Source organism: Streptomyces sp. NPDC046303, from assembly GCF_055588085.1.
In genome coordinates, this window is sequence record NZ_JBVJFA010000066.1 from 1 (window position 1) to 19,250 (window position 19,250).

20 protein-coding genes and 2 pseudogenes are annotated in these 19,250 nt (G+C 71.6%); 10 read left to right on the forward strand and 12 right to left on the reverse strand.

All coding sequences use genetic code 11. The annotated features are described in order from the left end of the window. Positions 1 to 90: 90 nt before the first annotated feature. Positions 91 to 1,080, reverse strand: a complete 990-nt coding sequence (locus tag ACZ6I1_RS34065) for a LysR family transcriptional regulator (protein WP_469292903.1) — start codon at positions 1,078 to 1,080, stop codon at positions 91 to 93. 209 nt (positions 1,081 to 1,289) lie between these two features. Between ACZ6I1_RS34065 and snpA the strand changes: the two genes are divergently transcribed. Next, positions 1,290 to 1,952: a snapalysin gene (gene snpA / locus ACZ6I1_RS34070; RefSeq protein ID WP_469292904.1), complete on the forward strand. Its 663-nt coding sequence runs from the start codon at positions 1,290 to 1,292 to the stop codon at positions 1,950 to 1,952. A gap of 19 nt (positions 1,953 to 1,971) precedes the next feature. On the opposite strand, the gene ACZ6I1_RS34075 is transcribed toward snpA, so the two are convergent. The 5 genes from ACZ6I1_RS34075 to ACZ6I1_RS34095 form a co-directional block, all read right to left on the reverse strand. After that, a complete protein-coding gene (locus ACZ6I1_RS34075) occupies positions 1,972 to 2,181 on the reverse strand; it encodes a hypothetical protein (protein ID WP_469292905.1) in 210 nt (69 codons plus the stop codon). A gap of 37 nt (positions 2,182 to 2,218) precedes the next feature. Beyond that, positions 2,219 to 2,800, reverse strand: a complete 582-nt coding sequence (locus ACZ6I1_RS34080) for a dihydrofolate reductase family protein (RefSeq protein WP_469292906.1) — start codon at positions 2,798 to 2,800, stop codon at positions 2,219 to 2,221. Between the two features lie 128 nt (positions 2,801 to 2,928). Then, complete coding sequence (locus ACZ6I1_RS34085) at positions 2,929 to 3,531, reverse strand: GNAT family N-acetyltransferase (protein ID WP_469292908.1); 603 nt, start codon at positions 3,529 to 3,531, stop codon at positions 2,929 to 2,931. 130 nt (positions 3,532 to 3,661) lie between these two features. After that, entirely contained in the window at positions 3,662 to 4,714 is a 1,053-nt protein-coding gene (locus ACZ6I1_RS34090) for a family 2 encapsulin nanocompartment cargo protein polyprenyl transferase (RefSeq protein ID WP_469292910.1), read from the reverse strand. Between the two features lie 38 nt (positions 4,715 to 4,752). Then, on the reverse strand, positions 4,753 to 6,159 hold the full coding sequence (locus ACZ6I1_RS34095) for a family 2B encapsulin nanocompartment shell protein (protein WP_469292912.1): 1,407 nt from the start codon (positions 6,157 to 6,159) through the stop codon (positions 4,753 to 4,755). Between the two features lie 379 nt (positions 6,160 to 6,538). On the opposite strand from ACZ6I1_RS34095, the gene ACZ6I1_RS34100 reads away from it, so the two are divergent. Continuing rightward, a complete protein-coding gene (locus tag ACZ6I1_RS34100; protein WP_469292914.1) occupies positions 6,539 to 7,027 on the forward strand; it encodes a hypothetical protein in 489 nt (162 codons plus the stop codon). A gap of 126 nt (positions 7,028 to 7,153) precedes the next feature. Then, complete coding sequence (locus ACZ6I1_RS34105; protein ID WP_469292915.1) at positions 7,154 to 7,741, forward strand: N-acetylmuramoyl-L-alanine amidase; 588 nt, start codon at positions 7,154 to 7,156, stop codon at positions 7,739 to 7,741. A gap of 113 nt (positions 7,742 to 7,854) precedes the next feature. On the opposite strand, the pseudogene ACZ6I1_RS34110 reads toward ACZ6I1_RS34105, so the two are convergent. Then, positions 7,855 to 8,034 (reverse strand): annotated as a pseudogene (locus ACZ6I1_RS34110) (DNA mismatch repair protein MutT); the annotation flags it as partial. Between the two features lie 73 nt (positions 8,035 to 8,107). Next, positions 8,108 to 8,359: pseudogene (locus tag ACZ6I1_RS34115) on the reverse strand (XRE family transcriptional regulator); the annotation flags it as partial. Positions 8,360 to 8,366: 7 nt separating this feature from the next. Here ACZ6I1_RS34115 and ACZ6I1_RS34120 point away from each other — a divergent pair. Next, positions 8,367 to 9,275, forward strand: coding sequence for a 1-aminocyclopropane-1-carboxylate deaminase/D-cysteine desulfhydrase (locus tag ACZ6I1_RS34120; protein WP_469292917.1), 909 nt, complete (start codon positions 8,367 to 8,369; stop codon positions 9,273 to 9,275). On the opposite strand, the gene ACZ6I1_RS34125 is transcribed toward ACZ6I1_RS34120, so the two are convergent. Together ACZ6I1_RS34125 and ACZ6I1_RS34130 are read right to left on the reverse strand one after the other, a co-directional pair. Further along, positions 9,259 to 10,170 (reverse strand): hypothetical protein, encoded by a 912-nt coding sequence (locus tag ACZ6I1_RS34125; protein WP_469292919.1) that lies wholly within the window; start codon positions 10,168 to 10,170, stop codon positions 9,259 to 9,261. The genes ACZ6I1_RS34120 and ACZ6I1_RS34125 overlap by 17 nt on opposite strands. An 84-nt stretch (positions 10,171 to 10,254) precedes the next feature. Then, positions 10,255 to 11,832: a Na+/H+ antiporter gene (locus ACZ6I1_RS34130; RefSeq protein ID WP_469292921.1), complete on the reverse strand. Its 1,578-nt coding sequence runs from the start codon at positions 11,830 to 11,832 to the stop codon at positions 10,255 to 10,257. Between the two features lie 64 nt (positions 11,833 to 11,896). Between ACZ6I1_RS34130 and ACZ6I1_RS34135 the strand changes: the two genes are divergently transcribed. The 3 genes from ACZ6I1_RS34135 (at position 11,897) to ACZ6I1_RS34145 (ending at position 13,845) form a co-directional block, all read left to right on the forward strand. Further along, complete coding sequence (locus ACZ6I1_RS34135) at positions 11,897 to 12,157, forward strand: UBP-type zinc finger domain-containing protein (protein WP_469292923.1); 261 nt, start codon at positions 11,897 to 11,899, stop codon at positions 12,155 to 12,157. A 204-nt stretch (positions 12,158 to 12,361) separates the two neighbouring features. After that, positions 12,362 to 12,775: an ATP-binding protein gene (locus tag ACZ6I1_RS34140; protein WP_030153599.1), complete on the forward strand. Its 414-nt coding sequence runs from the start codon at positions 12,362 to 12,364 to the stop codon at positions 12,773 to 12,775. Beyond that, on the forward strand, positions 12,772 to 13,845 hold the full coding sequence (locus tag ACZ6I1_RS34145; RefSeq protein WP_469292925.1) for an RNA polymerase sigma factor SigF: 1,074 nt from the start codon (positions 12,772 to 12,774) through the stop codon (positions 13,843 to 13,845). Before ACZ6I1_RS34140 ends, ACZ6I1_RS34145 begins: the two co-directional genes overlap by 4 nt. A gap of 35 nt (positions 13,846 to 13,880) precedes the next feature. Here ACZ6I1_RS34145 and ACZ6I1_RS34150 read toward each other — a convergent pair whose 3' ends face one another. Further along, positions 13,881 to 14,366, reverse strand: coding sequence for a hypothetical protein (locus ACZ6I1_RS34150; protein WP_469292927.1), 486 nt, complete (start codon positions 14,364 to 14,366; stop codon positions 13,881 to 13,883). Between the two features lie 84 nt (positions 14,367 to 14,450). Here ACZ6I1_RS34150 and ACZ6I1_RS34155 point away from each other — a divergent pair, with 84 nt between their 5' ends. Both ACZ6I1_RS34155 and ACZ6I1_RS34160 read left to right on the forward strand, forming a co-directional pair. After that, on the forward strand, positions 14,451 to 15,416 hold the full coding sequence (locus tag ACZ6I1_RS34155; protein ID WP_469292929.1) for a diacylglycerol/lipid kinase family protein: 966 nt from the start codon (positions 14,451 to 14,453) through the stop codon (positions 15,414 to 15,416). A gap of 318 nt (positions 15,417 to 15,734) precedes the next feature. Next, positions 15,735 to 15,992, forward strand: a complete 258-nt coding sequence (locus tag ACZ6I1_RS34160) for a WhiB family transcriptional regulator (protein WP_003953983.1) — start codon at positions 15,735 to 15,737, stop codon at positions 15,990 to 15,992. Positions 15,993 to 16,143: 151 nt separating this feature from the next. On the opposite strand, the gene ACZ6I1_RS34165 is transcribed toward ACZ6I1_RS34160, so the two are convergent. Next, a complete protein-coding gene (locus tag ACZ6I1_RS34165) occupies positions 16,144 to 17,613 on the reverse strand; it encodes a sensor histidine kinase (protein WP_469292933.1) in 1,470 nt (489 codons plus the stop codon). Positions 17,614 to 18,337: 724 nt separating this feature from the next. Between ACZ6I1_RS34165 and nagB the strand changes: the two genes are divergently transcribed. Further along, positions 18,338 to 19,123: a glucosamine-6-phosphate deaminase gene (gene nagB, locus ACZ6I1_RS34170; RefSeq protein ID WP_469292931.1), complete on the forward strand. Its 786-nt coding sequence runs from the start codon at positions 18,338 to 18,340 to the stop codon at positions 19,121 to 19,123. The last annotated feature ends 127 nt before the right edge of the window (positions 19,124 to 19,250 follow it).

Below are 19,250 nucleotides of genomic sequence, written 5' to 3' on the forward strand. Positions count from 1 at the left end.
CAGTGCTGTAGCGAGGGTTTCGAGATCTGTCGTCACAAACAGATCAACGAGACCCTCGCTTCATGCGCCCGAGACTTCGGACTTACTCGTCTAGGCCGCCTCGGCCGCCTCGATCGCGTCGGCCGCGTCGATCACACCGCTCGCCTCGGCCGGCTCCAGCAGCGGGCTCGCGTGGCGGTGGAGCCACGCGCGGTACGGGGGCGTTCGCAGGGCCACCTCGCGGTACGCGGCGCGCAGGTCCTCGTAGAGCTCGGCGTGGGCGCCGGGCCGGGTCGCCAGGAGCAGCCGTACGGCGAGGGGGTCGCCGGACAGCGGCCGGATCGCCATGTCCTCGCGCGGCCCGGAGGTCGGCTGGCAGGGGGCCACCGCCTCGCCGGAGACGATCAGCGAGCTCGCGGTGTGGTAGTCGGCGTGCAGCACCGGCGGGTCCAGTCCGGCCCCGGCGAACACCCGCCGCAGGCCGTCCCATTCGCCGTCGACCGACGGGTCCACCATCCAGCGGTCGTCGGCCAGGTCCTGTAAGGACACCACCGCCTGCGCGGCGGCCGGATGCTCGCGTGACATCGACACGAACTGCGGCTCGCGCTCGATCAGCACGTGCAACTGCAGCCCGGCCGGCACCCGCAGTGGACTGCCCTCCACTTCGTGCACGAACGCCACGTCCAGCCGGTCCGAAGCCACCATCCGCAGCAGGGCGTTGGCGGACACGTCCACCACCAGCGAGGTCTCGGTGTCCGGCAGCCGCCGGTGGATCCGCCGGAGCCAGCCCGGCAGCGCGCGGCTGGCCGTGGAGCCGATCCGCAGCCGCGACCCGTGGGCCAGCGCCCGGGCCTCGGCCACCAGGGCGGCCATCTCGGCCAGCAGCGGACGGGCCCGGCCCAGTACCGTACGCCCGAAGGGGGTGGGCCGGCAGCCGGTCCGGTCGCGGAGGAACAGCTCGCCGTCCAGGGCCCGTTCGATGCGGCGCAGCTGGGTCGTCAGGGAGGGCTGGCTCACGCCGAGCTGCCGGGCGGCCTTGTGCAGACTCCCGGCGTCGGCGATGGCGCACAAGGCGCGCAGGTGCCTGACCTCAAGCTCCATGACCCGAGGGTAGGCCGCGGCCGGTGGACCGCACCAGCCGCCTATAGCCCCCCTAATCCCGCCATTCTCACACCAGTTGATCTGTCGAAATCTTCCCGATAGGCCCGCGCTATCGGGGAGTGACATCATCCGCCGGGCACTTCCGCTCCCTCAGACTCCGGTTCGAACGACCACCCCCCACCGCACCGGACGAGTAGGAGCTCCCCCACATGCGCCACTCCCGTAAGGCCGTTCTGGCCGCCACGATCGGCCTCGGCCTCGCCGCCACCCTCGGCGGCATCGTCCCCACCGCCAGCGCCGCCACCGCCGGCAGCACCGGCACCACCGCGACGTACGCCGCGTACGAGCACTCGCAGGAGAACCAGGCCGCCAACAGGGCCTTCTTCGAGGCCGTGCAGCGTTCGGTCGCCGAGCAACGCGCCGCGAACCCGGGCGCCCTGGCCGTGACCGTCACCTACAACACCCGCAACGCGCCGAGCTTCCGCACCCAGATAGCCCGCTCCACGCAGATCTGGAACAGCTCGGTGACCAACGTCAAACTGCAGGAGGTCTCCTCCGGCGGCAACTTCTCGTACCGCGAGGGCAACGATTCGCGCGGTTCGTACGCGAGCACGGACGGCCACGGCCGGGGCTACATCTTCCTCGACTACCGGCAGAACCAGATCTACAACTCCACCCGGGTGACCTCGCACGAGACCGGCCACGTACTGGGTCTTCCGGACCACTACTCGGGCCCGTGCAGCGAGCTGATGTCGGGCGGCGGTCCGGGCACCTCGTGCACCAACGCCACGCCGAACTCCACCGAGCGGGCGCGCGTCAACCAGCTGTGGGCCAACGGCCTCGTCGCCTCCGGCCTGGGGTCGAAGGGCTAGGACGGGGGCTGGGGCGCGTCTAGGCCCCGGTTCCTTCCGGAGCCGCGTACCGCGGGCATTGCGGGTTGCGGCAAGGACCCGCCACCCACTCCGGAACGAAGACCCCGAGGGACTTGCGCCGTCGGATCACCGTCTCGACGGGGTTCCCGCAGGCCGGGCACGTGTGCTGCGCGTGCCCGGCTTGCGGGGCGACCGTCTCCTGCTGCGCCTGCTGCTCTTCACCGGCCATACCTCCACGGTAGGCCGGTTTCGCGCGTTCCGGCGGATCACCGCTTGCGTGCGTACGTGCTCACGACCTGTCCTGCGCCGTACTGCTGGAGGCCGGTCAGCTCCAGCTCGCGGACGGCGAAGCCGGCGCGCGCCATGGGGACGCCGGATCCGGCGAACACGGGGTACGTCTTGACGATGAACTCGTCGATCTCCTCGACGAGCTGTCCGGCCAGGTCGGCGCCGCCGCAGAGCCAGATCCCGAGGCCGGGCCGCTCTTTCAGCCGCCGCACGTGCGCCGTCACGTCGCCCGAGATGATCTCGACGGCCGGGTCGGGGGAGGCGCCCAGCGTGCGGGAGGCGACGTACTGGTCCAGATGGGGGTACGGGCTGGTGATTCCCAGCGGCAGCCCCTGGTCGTACGTGCCGCGCCCCATCAGGACCGCGTCGAAGTGCTTCCCGACCGCGTCCTCGACACCGAACGCCGCCCGGAGGTGGGCGGGCACGGTCTCCGGGAACTCCCCGAACACGGAGCCGGTGTACTCGGCGTCCAGAAAGCGGTTCAAGTAGTCGCCGTCTCCGTCCGGGTCGGCGATGAAGCCGTCGATCGAGGTGGCGACGAAGTACGTCAGCTTGCGCAAGCGATTCTCTTCCGTTCGACCGTGCCACCACACCGGGGCACGTCAAACAAAGTACTTCAGCTGTAGTGGTTACGCAAACGCTCACTCCCGAGGGATCCCCGCCCGCCGCCGTCCCGCGGCTACCCCGGCTACCCGCGGGGTTTGCGCCACATCGGCCACATCAGCGGGCCGTCCGGGAGCCGCACCGCCTCCCCCGTGAACTCCCACCCGAGCCGCTCGTACAGCCCCTTGCTGCGCTCGCTGCTCGCCTCCAGGTACGCCGGCAGGCCCTCGCGGTCGCAGCGCTCCAGCACGGGCCGCATCAGCTCGGTGCCCAGCCCCTCCCCCTGCCGGTCCGGGGCGACGGCGATCATCAGGAGGTACTCGTGCTCCTCCGCCACGGGGTGCACCGCGCCCGTGAGCCGGCCGACCAGCTCGCACCGCTCGTTGTCGGGGTCGGCCGCGGCCCGCATCTTCGCCGGGACCTCGTCCTCGACGGCCTCCGCCCGGGGATCACCGGCCGGTATCCGCAGCCACAGCGCGGCCGCGGAACCGTCCACCGCGTAGTCGATCCGGCCCTCGGCCAGCGCCACGTCCACGAAGACCCCGAGGAACTTGCCGTGCACCGCGGCCCGGTGCTCCGGGTCCGGGAAGACCCAGCTGCTCACCGGGTCGGTGCGGAAGGCCTCGTCGAGCAGCCGCGCCACCGCGTCCCGGTCCGACTGATCCGCCTGACGTATGTCCAGCCCCATGGGCCACACCCTTCGCTCAATCATCAACAACCTTGAGCGATCCTAGAGTTGGGCCTCCTCCGCGGACAGCCCGGTTCCGGCACCCCTCGGCACCGGACCGGCGGACGGCCTCGGACACCTCGCCCCGCCCTCACCTCGTACGGCGCGTCACGAACTCCGCGAGCGCCAGCAGTCCGCCCGCCGCCCCGAGATCCGGTACGGCGCGGGCCAGCTGCTGGACGGCCCGGCCCATCCGGTCCGCGGCATGGGCCTGCGCCCAGTCGCGCCCGCCGGCCCGGTCCACCGCGTCGGCCGCCCGGTGCACGTCGTCCCCGGTCATGGGGCCCGCGTACAGGGCCGCCAGCTCCTCCCCCGCCGCGGTGCCCGAGGTGAGGGCGGCCACGACCGGGAGGGACTTCTTGCGGGCGAGCAGATCGGCGCCGGCGGGCTTGCCGGTGTGTCCCGGATCCCCCCAGATGCCGATCAGGTCGTCGATCAGCTGGAAGGCCAGCCCGGCCTCCCGCCCGAAGGCGTCCATCGCGTCGACCTCGTCCGGTCCGGCGCCCGCGTACAGCGCGCCCAGGGCGCAGGCGCAGCCCAGCAGGGCCCCGGTCTTGGCCGTGGCCATGGTCAGGCACTCGTCGAGCGAGACGTACGCGCGCTGCTCGAAGGCGCAGTCCGCCTGCTGGCCGGCGCACAGCTCGATGACGCAGGTCGCGAGCCGTGCCGAGGCCGCCGCCGACGCCGGGTGGGGATCCTCCGCGAGCAGGCGCAGTGCGAGCGCCATCATGGCGTCGCCCGTGATGATCGCGTCCGGTATCCCGAAGACGGTCCAGGCCGTGGCCCGGCCGCGCCGCCGGGCGTCCTGGTCGATGACGTCGTCGTGCAGCAGCGTGAAGTTGTGTGCCAGCTCCACGGCCGCGGCGGCCCGGACGGCGTCCTCCGCCTGCCCGCCGCCCGGCCCGTGCAGGGCCTGGGCCGCGGCCAGGACGAGGGCGGGGCGGATGGCCTTCCCGGCGTTGCCCGCGGCCGGTGTGCCGTCCGCGTGCTCCCAGCCGAAGTGGTACATCGCGACGCGCCGCATCGAACCGGGCAGGCTCTCGACCGTCCGGCGCAGTTCCGGGTTGACCGTTTCTCTTGTCCGTTCCAGCAGAGCCGCAGCCTCCTGGCCCTCGCCGGTCGTGATCGCCTCGGTGGTCGCCATGGCGTGTCCGTGTCTCCGTCGCTCTTCGGCCGGCCGCCTCAGCGCCAGCGGCCGATCTCGACGTTCTCGAGTACGCCGAGCGCGTCGGGCACCAGCACCGCGGCGGAGAAGTACGCGGTGACCAGGTACGAGATGATCGCCTGCTCGCTGATTCCCATGAAGCGGACCGACAGGCTCGGCTCGATCTCGTCCGGGATGCCCGGCTGGTGCAGGCCGATCACGCCCTGCTCGTCCTCGCCGGTACGCATGCACAGGATGGACGTGGTCCGGGCGTCGCTGATCGGGATCTTGTTGCTCGGGAAGATCGGCACCCCGCGCCAGGCGGGCACCCGGTTGCCGCCGATCTCCACCGATTCCGGGTAGAGGCCGCGCTTGTTGCACTCGCGGCCGAAGGCGGCGATGGCCTTGGGGTGCGCGAGGAACAGCTTGGAGCCGCGCCGCATGCTGAGCAGCTGGTCCATGTCGTCGGGGCTGGGCGCGCCGTCGTGCGGCTGGATGCGCTGGTCGTAGTCGGCGTTGTGGAGCAGGCCGAAGTCGTGGTTGTTGAGCATCTCGTGCTCCTGGCGCTCGCGCAGCGCCTCGACCGTGAGCCGCAACTGCTGCTCGGTCTGGTTCATCGGCTGGTTGTAGAGGTCGGCGACGCGCGTGTGCACCCGCAGGACCGTTTGTGCAATGGAGAGTTCGTACTCGCGCGGGCGGGCGTCGTAGTCCACGAAGGTGCCGGGGAGCACGGCCTCGCCCTGGTGGCCGGCGGAGAGGTCGATGGCCGCCTCGCCGTACTTGTTGGTGCGCTGCGCGGGCTGGGTCCGTACGCGCTCCACGTGCTCGCGCAGCGAGTCGACGCGGTCGGCGAGCAGCAGGAAGTCCTGCCGGGACAGGACGAGCGCGGTGCCGGAGGTGGCGGCGCGGGCGGTGTACTCCCAGATCGCCTCCCCGTCGAGGAGGGAGTCCTCGCCGAAGTACGCGCCGTCGGCGACGGTCTGGAGGACGGCGTCGTCCCCGTAGGGGCCGGGGCCGACGTGGTCGATGCGGCCGTGGGCGAGGAGGAAGACGCGGTCGGAGGCGCTGCCGAAGGAGGTGAGCTCCTCTCCGGCTTCGAAGTCGACCTGACGGCAGCGCTGGGCGAGTTCGCCGAGGACCTCGAGGTCCTCGTACGACCGCAGCAGCGGGAGCTCACCGAGCTCGGCCGGGATCACCTGGACCTGGGTTCCGGTCTTGATGAACTCGACGCGCCCGTCGCCGACCGAGTAGCTCAGCCGTCGGTTGACGCGGTACGTGCCGCCCTGCACGGAGACCCACGGCAGCATCTTCAGCAGCCACCGGGAGGTGATCTCCTGCATCTGGGGCGCGGACTTGGTCGTGGTTGCCAAGTTCCGTGCGGCCGATGTCCCGAGACTGCGCTGCGGAGCCTGGGCCTCGGTTTCGGAACCTGCCTGGACCGACATGTATTTCCCTTTCGATCACTCCATGAATCTGCGATACACAGCCTTCCAGCGCGGAACGTGACGGGGCCATTACACAAAAGGGTGGGACTACTCGGTCCGCGTGCGGGGCACCCTTTTGGGTCACGCCTTCCCCACGCGCCCCTCTGGTCCCACTGGTTTCAGCCACGAAGGCGATCTTCTTGGTACGGCGGACGCACGCGCGAGGTGACGGCGAGCACCTCGGTCCGGTCGAGGCCCGGCGGGGCCGCGGCGGCGGGGCCGAAAGGCCCTGACGTCCCGGGCCGAATGGCCGGTTCGCACCGGCGTCCGGCCTGCCTGGGCTGACGCCGAGAAGCAGCTCGAACAGAAGTCCGCACCGGCGGACCCGCGAGGAGCCCCGATGCTGTCCGAGAAGTCGACCGCGACCGTACGAGCCACCCTGCCCGCCGTGGGCGCGGCGATCGGCGAGATCACGGAGCTCCACCGGTACCTCTTCGAGGCGATCGCGGAGATCCTCGGCGAGGCCGTCACCCCCGGGGTCGCCGGGGACGTGTGGCGCGAGTGGACCGTGACCGGCCGGGTCGAGGAGACCGCGGACTGCGCCACGTTCCGGGCCCGGACGGCGAGGTCTCCCGCCGTGCTCTCGATGCTGGAACACCTGGCCGACGCGTCGGCCCGGTTCTGGTACGAGGTGTCGGCCGAGCCGGGCGACGGCACGGGACTCCTCGACCTGGCCGCCGTCCCGGTCGCGCCCGGCACGGTGGCCTATCTCTGCGGACCGCTGCCCTTCACGCGGTCCGTCCGCGAGCAGCTGCCGGCCAAGGGCGTGGCGGCCGCCGACATCCACTACGAGGTGTTCGGCACGGACCTCTGGCTCGCCTCGGCCTGAGGCCCGACCCGGCCTTGTCCGGATCCCATCGCTCGCCGTACGAGAACACTGGCGCGGAAGCCCCTCCTCCACTACACCGGAGCGTAGCGACGTGGACACGCAGGGTGTCCACGGAAGGAGGGGGTCATGGCCGCACCCATGTCCGCGAACCGGTTCATCGACGCGCTGCGCGACGAGGGTCTGACCGTCGTCGAGGTGGGCGCCTGGCGCACCCACAACCGCAACCACAAGGGCCCCTGGGGCCCCGTACACGGCGTGATGATCCACCACACCGTCTCGAACGGTACGGCGAACACCGTCTCCTTCTGCCGCCACGGGGACTCGGACCTCCCCGGCCCGCTCTGCCACGGCGTGATCACCAAGGACGGCCGGGTCCACCTGGGCTACGGCCGCGCCAACCACGCGGGCGCCGGGGACTCCGACGTCCTGGCGGCGGTGATCGCCGAGAGGCGGCTGCCGCCGGACCGCCACGCGAACACCGACGGCAACCGCCACTTCTACGGCTTCGAGTGCGAGAACCTCGGTGACGGCGAGGACCCCTGGCCGGCGGTCCAGCTCGACGCGATCACCCGCGCGTCGGCGGCCCTGTGCCGCGTCCACGGCTGGACCGCCCGCTCGGTGATCGGCCACCTGGAATGGCGCCCGGGCAAGATCGACCCCAAGGGCTTCACGATGGACTCCCTGCGCAGCCGCATCGCGGACCGCCTGACATAGGCACGTCCTCGACCGAGACCGGTGAACCGGCGCTCGCGCCCACGCAGGGCTCAGGAGCGCCGGACTGGAACCCCCCGCTCCCACAGCTCTTCCGCGTGGCTGTCTGTGCACGGTTAGCCGAGGCATGGCGCGGGACGGCGCTCCAAGAAGTGTCGGAGGCGCAGGCGTTGGGTGTGGTGCATGGGCAGTGCGTCGAGATCGGCCGGCGCCACGAACCTCAGTTCCGTGCTCTCGTCGGAGAGGGACAGTTCTCCGCCCGTGACGCGGGCCGTGAAGCAGACGTTGAACTGTTGATCGTCGTAGTACTCGGTCCGGGCCATCCGGTCATGCCTCCACAGGGCGCGCTGTCTCCCACACGGCATCGAAGCTGTCCGCGTCACCGACTGCGACGCGTACCGCGCACCCGTCGGCAACACGCTCCCGCAGGAGATCACTCAGCCGGGGATACGCCTCGTGCAGGAACACCGCCGCGTAGACCAGCATGTCGATGCGCTCGCGCGCTGCCGCGAGGAGATCCACGAACACGGATACGGGAAGGTCTGCTCGCTGGTCGTACACGGCGACCAATTCCGGACTGACGACCCGCGCTGCCCGTGCACGGCTAGGAGCGTTCCACAATGGACGGGTGAACCGCCCCGTGAACGTTGACGTGCTCTTGCAGCCCCGCCCGCCGTCCCCGTTGCAAGAGATCCGTGACGACAGGTTCGAGCGGCACGGGGTGCGGCTGCTGCTGAAGCGGGACGACCTCGTGCATCCGGAGTTGCCGGGGAACAAGTGGCGCAAGCTCGCGCCCAATCTTCGGGCCGCCGTGGAGGGCGGACACCGAGGCCTGGTCACCTTCGGCGGGGCGTACTCGAACCACCTGCGGGCCACCGCGGCGGCCGGGCGGCTGCTCGGGCTGGGCACCGTCGGCATGGTGCGCGGTGAGGAGCTGGCCCGGCGGCCGCTCAACGATTCGCTCGCGCGGTGCGCCGCCGACGGGATGCGGCTCCACTTCGTGGCCCGGTCGGAGTACCGCCGCAAGGCCGAGCCCGAGGTGCTGGCCCGGCTGCTGGCGGGGGCCGGCGCGGGCGGGGCGTACGTGGTCCCCGAGGGCGGCAGCAACGCGCCGGCGCTGACCGGCTGCGCCGAGCTCGGCCGCGAACTGCGCGGCGCCGCCGATGTGGTGGCGGTGGCCTGCGGGACCGGCGGCACCCTGGCCGGGCTGGCGGCCGGACTCGGCCCCGGCCAGCGGGCGCTGGGCGTACCGGTCCTGGCGGGCGGCTTCCTGGCGGCGGAGATACGTTCCCTCCAGCAGGCCGCCTTCGGCGGTCCGGCCGGGGACTGGACCCTGGCCGAGGAGTTCCACCACGGCGGCTACGCCCGCGTCCCGGCCGCGCTGGACGCCTTCGCCGCCGACTTCGAGTCCCGGCACGGCCTCCCGGTCGAGCGGATCTACGTCGCCAAGCTGCTGTGGGCCCTGACCGAACTCACCGGCTCCGGCGCCTTCCCCCGCGGCACCACCCTGGCCGCGGTCATCACGGGCCGGCCGTGACCGGCCGCGTCCGCAGCCAGTAGGAACGCGTCGCCACCAGCAGGGCCAGCCCGTATCCGGCGAAGGCCGTGAAACCGATCCACCCGACCAGCACCGCGTCCGCCGGCGAGGGGAAGTCTCCCGCCCTGACGCTCACCACCCCGCCCGCGGCCAGCACCAGATAGCCGATGCCGAACAGCCCGTACGGCACCAGCGTGCCCACCCCGATCAGGGCGGGCGCGAGCGGCAGCCAGCGCGGCACCGGACGCCCGCGCAGCACGGGCGTCCACCGCGGGAAGACCTGCCCCCAGGGCCTGACCAGGCCGAAGAGCAGGAAGACCCCGAGCGCGGCCAGCAGCACCGTGCCGTCCAGCCCCCAACGCGCCAGGGTGAGCCAGAGCCCGGAGGCCCCGTTGCGCTCGTACGCGGCCAGCATCCCGGCGCCGCCGACCCCCGCGAAGGTGCCGCCCACAGCCCACGTCACCTTCATCACCGCGTACGGCACGAACGACAGCGCCCCGGCGTACGCGGCGAGACGCACCCGCCGGGGCGCCGCCGCGGGCGCCGGCGCCACCACGGGCCCGGCCCCCGGGGGCCGTGCGGCCCCCGCCAGGACCACCGCCCCCAGCAGGCCGAGCCCGTGCAGCACCGCCGCCGCGGGATCGTCGACCCCCTGGGCGAACAGCAGTCCGACCACGTCCATCAGCAGGCTGAATCCCGCGGCGGCCGACACCCCGCAGGCCACCCACAGCGGCGCCCGCCATCGGGCGGCGAGCCCCGCCCCGGCCAAGGCGGCCGCGCCGGCCAGCCCCCACGCGAGCACCGGCGGGCCCGCCCCCAGCAGGCCGGCCCCGAGCGCGAGAAGGCCCGTACCGGCGGCCCAGAATCCGGCAGCGGCAGAAGAGTGCGGCGTCATGGAACGAGGCTCGCGCCCGTCCCCGCCCGCCGGCGTCCGCCCGCGGGCCGATCCCGCTCCCCCGTGCGGGGGACCCGGGACGGGTCAGGTCTCCTCGCGGTAGGCCGCCGCCTCCTCCAGGTCCAGGCGGCGCAGCAGCCCGCGCAGCATCTCGTCGTCGATGCGGCGGCGGTCGCGCAGGGACACGAAGACCTCCCGCTCCGCCTCGATCATCTCCCGCGCCAGGCGCCGGTAGACCTCGTCCGCCGACTCCCCCGTCACCGGGTTGACCTCGCCCAGCCGCTCCCACACCGCGTTGCGCCGCCGCTCCAGCACCGTGCGCAGCCGGTCCGCCAGCGGCGGCGGCAGCTGGTTCGCGGGCGATCCCAGCAGCTCCGCCAGCCGCTCGTCCGCCGCCCGCGAGGCCTCGCTCTGCGCCTGGGCCTCCGCCAGCGTCTCGGCCTGGAGGTCCCGCGGCGGCAGCCGCAGCATCCGGATCAGCGTCGGCAGGGTGACCCCCTGGATGACGAGCGTGCCGATGACCGTCGTGAACGTGAGGAAGAGGATCAGGTTGCGGTGCGGCACCGACATCGGCACGGAGAAGGCGATCGCCAGCGAGACCACCCCCCGCATCCCGGCCCACCCCACGATCACCGGCGCCTTCCAGTCGGTGTCCGGCTCCCGAGTCCGGATGCGCTGCGACATCCAGCGCGGCATGAAGGTCGCCGGGAACACCCACAGGAAGCGGGTCACCACCACCGCGAGGAACACCGTGATCGCGTACCAGGCCGCGGCCGCGCCCTCGTACTCCCCCAGCCCCGTCAGCACCACCGGCAGCTGGAGTCCGATCAGCGCGAAGACCACCGACTCCAGCACGAAGGCGACCATCTTCCACACCGCCTCCTCCTGGAGCCGGGTGGCGAAGTCGACCTGCCAGTTGCGGTGCCCCAGGTACAGCGCGACCACGACCACCGCCAGCACCCCGGAGGCGTGCACGCGTTCGGCAGCCGCGTACGCCACGAAGGGGATCAGCAGCGAGAGGGTGTTCTGGAGCAGCGGCTCCTTCAGCCGCTTGCGCAGCTGGTGGATCGGCACCATCAGCAGCAGGCCCACGCCGATACCGCCCACCGAGGCCAGCAGGAACTCCGCGATCCCGCCCGCCCAGCCGGCGCTCACCCCGACCGCGGCCGCCAGGGCCACTTTGTACGCGGTGATGGCCGTGGCGTCGTTCACCAGGGACTCGCCCTGCAGGATCGTGGTGATCCGGTGCGGCAGCCCGAGCTTGCGGGCGATCGCGGTGGCGGCGACCGCGTCCGGCGGTGCGACGACCGCGCCCAGCACCAGCGCGACGGGCAGCGACAGCCCCGGCACCACCAGGTAGGCGGCGTACCCGACCGCGATCGTCGCGAACAGCACGTAGCCGACCGACAGCATCGCGATGGGCCGGATGTTCGCCCGCAGGTCCAGGTACGAGCTGTCCACCGCGGCCGTGTGGAGCAGCGGCGGGAGCAGCAGCGGCAGCACGATGTGCGGGTCCAGGGTGTACGGGGGCACCCCCGGCAGGTACGCCGCGACCAGTCCGGCGGCGACCAGCAGCAGCGGCGCGGGCACCGGTGTCCGGCGGGCCGCGCCCGCGACGGCCGCACTGCCCGCAACCAGGGCCACCAGCGGCAAGACCTCCATCGAAGATCCCATCCGTGTCGTAGGAGCCATCGCGCACCAGCACACTGGCCGTACGCTGGCCATCATGAGCGAGTGCACCCACGTTGCCGAACTGCCGCGCCCCGAGCCCGTCCCCTCTGGCCGGACCTGCGCCGAATGTCTGGCACTCGGCAGCCACCCGGTGCAGCTGCGGATGTGCCTGGAGTGCGGCGAGGTGGGCTGCTGCGACTCCTCCCCCTACCGGCACGCCACGGCGCACCACGAAAAGACCGGCCATCCGGTGATGCGGAGCTTCGAGCCGGGCGAGATCTGGCGCTGGTGTTTTGTCGACGGTTCGATCGTCTGAGGCGGGGTAGGTCAACCCTCCGCCGGTTCCCCCGATTTGGGCCCGCAGACCCCTAGCCACTGTGCGTACCCATGGGCTTACCATCAGTCACTGGCCGTGGGAAGGGGTGCCCTGAGCGGGCGCCACGAGGGGTGCCGCGACACGATCGCCCGGATCGCGGTAGCGTCACCGGCGAACAGAGCTCGTACCACCTTGGAGGTGAGGGTGTCCCAGATCGCAGGCGAGCCCGGGACCCAGGACTTCGTGGAAGTCCGGCTGCCCGCTGCGGGTGCCTACCTGTCGGTGCTGCGAACGGCCACGGCCGGTCTCGCAGCACGTTTGGACTTCACCCTCGACGAGATCGAGGACCTCCGCATTGCGGTGGACGAGGCCTGCGCGATCCTGCTCCAGCAGGCCGTGCCCGGCTCCGTCCTCAGCTGCGTCTTCCGGCTGGTGGACGATTCGCTGGAGGTGACCGTCTCGGCGCCGACCACGGACGGCCGTGCGCCGGAGCGCGACACGTTCGCCTGGACCGTACTGTCGGCGCTGGCCGGCAAGGTCGAGTCGACGGTCGAGGAGGACCGGACGGTGAGCATCAGTCTCTACAAACAGCGCGGCGCGGGACCAGGCCCGGCGTGAGCGGCGGGGAGATCCCGGTGCGGGGCGGGGATCGGCCCCGGGTACGGCACGAGGTCGACGGCGGCATCCCGGAGCAGCAGCACGCCCGGCCGCACCCGGCTGACACGGATGCGGAAGACGGCTTTTTGGACTCGGCGGAGCGACGGGCGGGCCCTATGAGCGACAACCAGCACGAAGAACCACGGCCGGCAGAGCCACCGGCGGCCGCTGCCACGGCCTCCGGGGCGCCGCTGGTCCCGGAGGCTCCGCTGATCCCGGAAGCGCCGGCGGCCCCGGAGGCGCCCGCGTTCCAGACGGCCGCGCCGCTGCCGGATCCGCGCGACCGCAGCGGGGCCCGGGCCCTGTTCATCGAGCTGCGGGCGCTGCCCGACGGCTCGCCGGAGAAGGCCGAGCTGCGCAACCGGCTCGTACGGATGCACCTGCCGCTGGTCGAGCACCTGGCGCGGCGGTTCCGCAACCGCGGCGAGCCGCTCGACGACCTGACCCAGGTCGCGACCATCGGCCTGATCAAGTCGGTGGACCGGTTCGACCCGGACCGCGGGGTCGAGTTCTCCACGTACGCCACGCCCACGGTGGTCGGTGAGATCAAGCGGCACTTCCGCGACAAGGGCTGGGCGGTACGGGTGCCGCGGCGCCTGCAGGAACTCCGGCTGTCGCTGACGACGGCGACGGCGGAACTGTCCCAGCAGCACGGCCGCTCCCCCACGGTGCACGAACTGGCCGAACGGCTGGGGATCTCCGAGGAGGAGGTGCTGGAGGGGCTGGAATCGGCCAATGCCTACAGCACGCTCTCGCTGGACGTGCCGGACACCGACGACGAGTCGCCGGCGGTCGCGGACACCCTGGGCGCGGAGGACGAGGCCCTGGAGGGTGTCGAGTACCGCGAGTCCCTCAAGCCGCTGCTGGAGGGGCTGCCGCCGCGGGAGAAGCGGATCCTGCTGCTTCGGTTCTTCGGGAACATGACCCAGTCGCAGATCGCGCAGGAGGTCGGCATCTCCCAGATGCACGTCTCCCGCCTGCTGGCCCGCACCCTGGCCCAGCTGCGCGAGAAGCTCCTCGTCGAGGAGTAGCAGGAAGCGGCCGGGACGGAACGGAACGGAACGGACTATCGGGCCTGCTCGCCGGGCCCGATACCCAGGGCCTCGGTCGCCGTCGGATTCACCAGCAGGGCGGCGACCGCCACCGCCGCCACGGCCAGGGCCGCCCCGGCCGCGATCATGGCGCCGCCCGTCGTGTACAGCGTCCACGCCACCGGCATCGCCATCAGCTGGGTGATCAGGGCCGGGCCGCGGCTCCAGCGGCGGCCCAGGCGCAGACCGCGGGCGGCGACCAGCGGCAGCGCGGCGAGCGCGAGCAGGGTGATGCCGCCCGTCTCCGCCTGCTGCGCGGAGTCGGGGTCCCCGGCGATGCCCACGAACAGCATGTAGACGCCGAGGCCGGCCAGCGCCAGGCCCTCCAGGGCCGTCAGCACGGCGGCGGCGGTCAGCCGGCCGGGCAGCGCGGCGGGGGCTTCGGCGGCGGGAGTGCCGGTGGGAGTGCCGGTGGGAGTGGCGGCGGGGGCGGCGGCTTTCGCGGGCTGCTTCTTACTCACTCCAGCAGGGTAGCCGCGTGCCCCGGACGCCGGAGGGGACGGGCAGTAGGGTCGCCCTCGGAAGGGGTGGGTAGTCTGGCGCTCATGCGTGCACTTCTCGTGGCCAACCCAGCAGCGACGACGACCAGTGCGCGCACGCGCGACGTCCTGACGCACGCCCTGGCCAGCGAGATGAAGCTGGAGGCGGTGACCACCGAGTACCGGGGGCACGCCCGGGACCTGGGACGACGGGCGGCGCACGAGGGACTGGACCTCGTCGTGGCCCTGGGCGGCGACGGCACGGTCAACGAGGTGGTCAACGGACTGCTGCACGACGGGCCCGATCCGGAGCGGCTGCCCCGGCTGGCCGTGGTCCCCGGCGGCTCCACCAACGTCTTCGCCCGCGCGCTCGGCCTGCCCAACGACGCGGTCGAGGCGACCGGCGCCCTGCTCGACGCCCTGCGGGAACAGCGCGAGCGGATCGTGGGCCTGGGCCTGGCGGCCGGCACCCCGGGCACGGAGGACGAGTCGGTCCCGGCCCGCTGGTTCACCTTCTGTGCGGGCTTCGGTTTCGACGCGGGCGTGGTGGGGCGGGTCGAGCAGCAGCGCGAGCGCGGCAAGCGTTCGACGCACGCCCTGTACGTACGACAGCTGATGCGCCAGTTCTGGGAAGAGCCGAACCGGCGGCACGGCACGGTCACCCTGGAGCGTCCGGGGGCGGATCCGGTGACGGATCTGGTGCTGTCCATAGTCTGCAACACGTCGCCGTGGACGTATCTGGGGAATCGCCCGCTTTACGCCTCTCCGGAGGCGTCGTTCGATACTGCGCTTGACGTACTGGCTCTCAACCGTTTGTCAACTCCGGCGGTCGCGCGCTACGCGACACAGCTCCTGACCTCGACTCCTGAACGAGGCCCGCACGGCAAGCATGCGGTGTCTCTGCACGATCTGACCGACTTCACCTTGCATTCGAAGGTTCCGCTTCCGTTCCAGATGGACGGAGACCACCTCGGTCTGCGCACCAGCGTGCGGTTCACAGGCGTACGGCGTGCACTGCGTGTGATTGTGTGAGCGGAAGGGCCCAAAGTCCTTTCACTCGAACGTTTACACGCTGGTCCACCCCTAGGAACTAGGGCTGTGACCTAGTAGACACCGACGAATCAAAAAAAACTTTCCGGAAGGGGTTGTATCCCCGTCCGAGGTTTGCGAATCTCTACATGGCGATCGGGACAGCCCGCAGAACCGGCACCCACACAGACCGCCAGAACCCCTCCACGAATCTTCGGACCACACCAGGCAACTGGGTGTCGGCCCTTCCCCCACGGGGGGATTCGTGAAAGCGTTCACATTCACAAGCAACGTGCATGTCACACAAGAGAGGTAGCAGCCATGGACTGGCGTCACAACGCCGTTTGTCGTGAGGAAGACCCGGAGCTGTTCTTCCCCATCGGCAACACCGGTCCTGCGCTGCTGCAGATCGAGGAAGCCAAGGCCGTCTGCCGCCGCTGCCCCGTCATGGAGCAGTGCCTGCAGTGGGCGCTCGAGTCCGGTCAGGACTCGGGCGTGTGGGGCGGTCTCAGCGAGGACGAGCGCCGTGCGATGAAGCGCCGCGCCGCTCGCAACCGGGCGCGCAACGCCAGCGCCTGACAACGACTTTCGAGCCTCGACGCGCAGCGCGTAGTACCCGTATAAGCGCTTGGCAACGTGCTCTTGAGCCCCGGACCGGCACCCTTCGGTCCGGGGCTCAGTGCTGTCCCGGGGGCGACCCGTCACCCTGCGTGACGAGTCGCCCCCTCCGCTACTTCTGCGGGCTGGACGGGATGTCGAGGACGACCTTGGTGCCGCGCGGCTCCGCCCGGACCATGTCGAACGTCCCGCCGAGCTCCCCCTCCACCAGGGTCCGTACGATCTGCAGCCCGAGATTGCCCGCCCGCTGGGGATCGAATCCCTCGGGCAGACCGCTGCCGTCGTCGAGCACGGTGATCAGCAGCCGCCCGTCGGCGCGACCGGTTCCGCTGCGCATGGCCGACACCTCCACGGTGCCCCGCTCCCCCTGGGTGAAGGCGTGCTCCAGGGCGTTCTGCAGGATCTCGGTCAGCACCATCGACAGCGGAGTGGCCACCTCCGCGTCCAGGATCCCGAACCGGCCGGTGCGCCGGCAGTCGACCTTGCCCGGCGAGATCTCCGAGACCATCGCGATCACCCGGTCGGCGATCTCGTCGAACTCGACCCGCTCATCCAGGTTCTGAGACAGCGTCTCATGCACGATCGCGATCGAACCGACCCGGCGCACCGCCTCGTTGAGCGCCTCGCGGCCCTGCGGCGAATCCATCCGCCGGGACTGGAGCCGCAACAGGGCCGCCACGGTCTGGAGGTTGTTCTTCACCCGGTGGTGGATCTCCCGGATGGTCGCGTCCTTGGTGATCAGTTCGCGTTCGCGACGGCGCAGTTCGGTGACGTCGCGGCACAGCACCAGGGAACCGATCCGGGTCCCCTTCGGCTTGAGCGGGATGGCGCGCAGCTGGATGACCCCGCTGTTGCCCTCCACCTCGGTCTCCCTCGGGGCCCAGCCGCTGGCGAGCTTGACCAGGGCCTCGTCCACCGGCCCGCGGGACGGGGCGAGTTCGGCGGTGGTGTTGCCGAGGTGCTGTCCGACCAGGTCCGCGGCGAGGCCGAGGCGGTGGTAGGCGGAGAGCGCGTTCGGGGAGGCGTACGTGACCACGCCGTCGGCGTCGAGCCGGATCAGGCCGTCGCCGACGCGCGGGGAGGCGTCCATGTCGACCTGCTGGCCGGGGTACGGGAAGGAGCCCGCGGCGATCATCTGGGCCAGGTCGGAGGCGGACTGGAGGTAGGTGAGCTCCAGCCGGCTCGGTGTACGCACAGTGAGCAGGTTCGTATTGCGGGCGATCACTCCGAGTACCCGGCCCTCGCGGCGCACGGGGATCGACTCGACCCGCACCGGCACCTCCTCGCGCCACTCCGGGTCCCCCTCGCGCACGATCCGGCCCTCGTCGAGTGCCGCGTCGAGCAGGGGGCGGCGGCCGCGCGGCACCAGGTGGCCGACCATGTCGTCCTGGTACGAGGTGGGGCCGGTGTTCGGGCGCATCTGCGCGACCGAGACGTACCGGCTGCCGTCGAGGGTGGGCACCCACAGCACGAGGTCGGCGAAGGACAGGTCGGAGAGCAGCTGCCACTCCGAGACCAGCAGGTGTAGCCACTCCAGGTCGGTTTCACCGAGAGCGGTGTGCTGGCGTACGAGGTCGTTCATGGAGGGCACGTGGCGAGCGTACCCCGGGTACGCCCCATGACTTTCCCACGGGAATACTCGGGAGTACACAGGAGGGGCCCCGGGCGCGTACTGTTGGAGGAAGTGACGGCATTCCGGGTGCCGTCATTGGATGGACAGAACAGAATGGTCTAGTCCACAATTGCCTTAAGCTTCCGCCCTCCCCGCACAGGAGGACGGATCGAGGTAAGCCGCGCGCTCTGCCCTGACCGCGCAGGCACCTCCCAAAACGGCCGCGGGAACCGCACACCTTCGGCCGTAAGTACTCCGGGCTACGGTGCCGGACGGGCTGAGGGTCCCGTCGGGCACCGTGGCCCAGAGGAAATCCCCGGCGGACACTTCTGCACTCCGGGCGGGATCTGCGCAGGCGAAGCCGCCAGACCCGCACCGCGCTCCCCTTCCAGCCCCTGCGGCTCCTCTGCCCCACCCCCGTCGCCCGCATCGCCTTGTCTACGCGACTGCTGGAGCCTCCCCCTGCGCCACCGACGCTGCGGCCGACAGCTGCCCTGACGGCTCGGGCCGCCGCCCGATCCCGCCGTACGCGCCGCTCCCCGCCGGGATGCGCCGACGGGGATTCGGACCACCATGGGAAGGGGTGCGAACCGGGGTACGGCGGGCCCGGTTCTGCTAGATTGGTCTATACCACAACATGCCCACCCCTCCCCCTCGCTGCCCTGGGGGAGCCCATCAGATCGGCAGGCCCCGCGTGGAAGTTGTCATCGTCCCGGACGCCAAGGCAGGCGGCGAGCTCATCGCGGAGGCCATGGCCGCACTGGTCCGCCGCAAGCCCGACGCCCTGCTCGGCGTGGCGACCGGCTCTACCCCGCTGCCCATCTACGAGGCCCTCGCGGCCAAGGTCAAGGCCGGTCAGGTCGACGCCTCCCGGGCGCGGATCTGCCAGCTCGACGAGTACGTGGGCCTGCCGGCGGGGCACCCCGAGTCCTACCGTGCGGTCGTGCTGCGCGAGGTCGTCGAGCCGCTCGGACTGTCCGAGGCCTCGTTCATGGGCCCCGACGGCTCGGCCGAGGACATCGTCGGCGCGTGCGAGGCCTACGACCGCGCGCTCGCCGAGGCCGGCGGTGTGGACCTCCAGCTGCTCGGCATCGGCACGGACGGGCACATCGGCTTCAACGAACCGTGCTCCTCGCTGGCCTCCCGCACCCGGATCAAGACGCTGACGCAGCAGACCCGTGTGGACAACGCGCGGTTCTTCGACGACGACATAGACCAGGTACCGCACCACGTCATCACCCAGGGCATCGGCACGATCCTCGACGCCCGGCACCTGGTGCTGCTGGCCACCGGCGAGGGCAAGGCCGAGGCCGTCGCGCAGACGGTCGAGGGCCCGCTGTCGGCACTGGTCCCCGCTTCCGCCCTGCAGCTGCACCGGCACGCGACGGTCGTCGTGGACGAGGCGGCCGCGTCGAAGCTGAAGCTGGCCGACTACTTCCGGCACACGTACGCGAACAAGCCCGCCTGGCAGGGCCTGTAGCCGTCCGCCGACTAAGGGCCGGGCCCCCGTGACTTGGGTTCTAGGAGTCGTTGCAACACCCCAGTTCAGGGGATGCGATGGACTTCGAGATCCGCAAGATCCGGACGGCTCAGGGACCTGTGAAGCT

Excerpts from the sequence above, each read along its gene's own strand:
- ACZ6I1_RS34065 (WP_469292903.1), bottom strand. The coding sequence starts at position 1,080 with ATGGAGCTTGAGGTCAGGCACCTGCGCGCCTTGTGCGCCATCGCCGAC.
- snpA (WP_469292904.1), top strand. The coding sequence starts at position 1,290 with ATGCGCCACTCCCGTAAGGCCGTTCTGGCCGCCACGATCGGCCTCGGC.
- ACZ6I1_RS34075 (WP_469292905.1), bottom strand. The coding sequence starts at position 2,181 with ATGGCCGGTGAAGAGCAGCAGGCGCAGCAGGAGACGGTCGCCCCGCAA.
- ACZ6I1_RS34085 (WP_469292908.1), bottom strand. The coding sequence starts at position 3,531 with ATGGGGCTGGACATACGTCAGGCGGATCAGTCGGACCGGGACGCGGTG.
- ACZ6I1_RS34090 (WP_469292910.1), bottom strand. The coding sequence starts at position 4,714 with ATGGCGACCACCGAGGCGATCACGACCGGCGAGGGCCAGGAGGCTGCG.
- ACZ6I1_RS34095 (WP_469292912.1), bottom strand. The coding sequence starts at position 6,159 with ATGTCGGTCCAGGCAGGTTCCGAAACCGAGGCCCAGGCTCCGCAGCGC.
- ACZ6I1_RS34100 (WP_469292914.1), top strand. The coding sequence starts at position 6,539 with ATGCTGTCCGAGAAGTCGACCGCGACCGTACGAGCCACCCTGCCCGCC.
- ACZ6I1_RS34105 (WP_469292915.1), top strand. The coding sequence starts at position 7,154 with ATGGCCGCACCCATGTCCGCGAACCGGTTCATCGACGCGCTGCGCGAC.
- ACZ6I1_RS34125 (WP_469292919.1), bottom strand. The coding sequence starts at position 10,170 with ATGACGCCGCACTCTTCTGCCGCTGCCGGATTCTGGGCCGCCGGTACG.
- ACZ6I1_RS34130 (WP_469292921.1), bottom strand. The coding sequence starts at position 11,832 with ATGGAGGTCTTGCCGCTGGTGGCCCTGGTTGCGGGCAGTGCGGCCGTC.
- ACZ6I1_RS34135 (WP_469292923.1), top strand. The coding sequence starts at position 11,897 with ATGAGCGAGTGCACCCACGTTGCCGAACTGCCGCGCCCCGAGCCCGTC.
- ACZ6I1_RS34155 (WP_469292929.1), top strand. The coding sequence starts at position 14,451 with ATGCGTGCACTTCTCGTGGCCAACCCAGCAGCGACGACGACCAGTGCG.
- ACZ6I1_RS34160 (WP_003953983.1), top strand. The coding sequence starts at position 15,735 with ATGGACTGGCGTCACAACGCCGTTTGTCGTGAGGAAGACCCGGAGCTG.
- ACZ6I1_RS34165 (WP_469292933.1), bottom strand. The coding sequence starts at position 17,613 with ATGAACGACCTCGTACGCCAGCACACCGCTCTCGGTGAAACCGACCTG.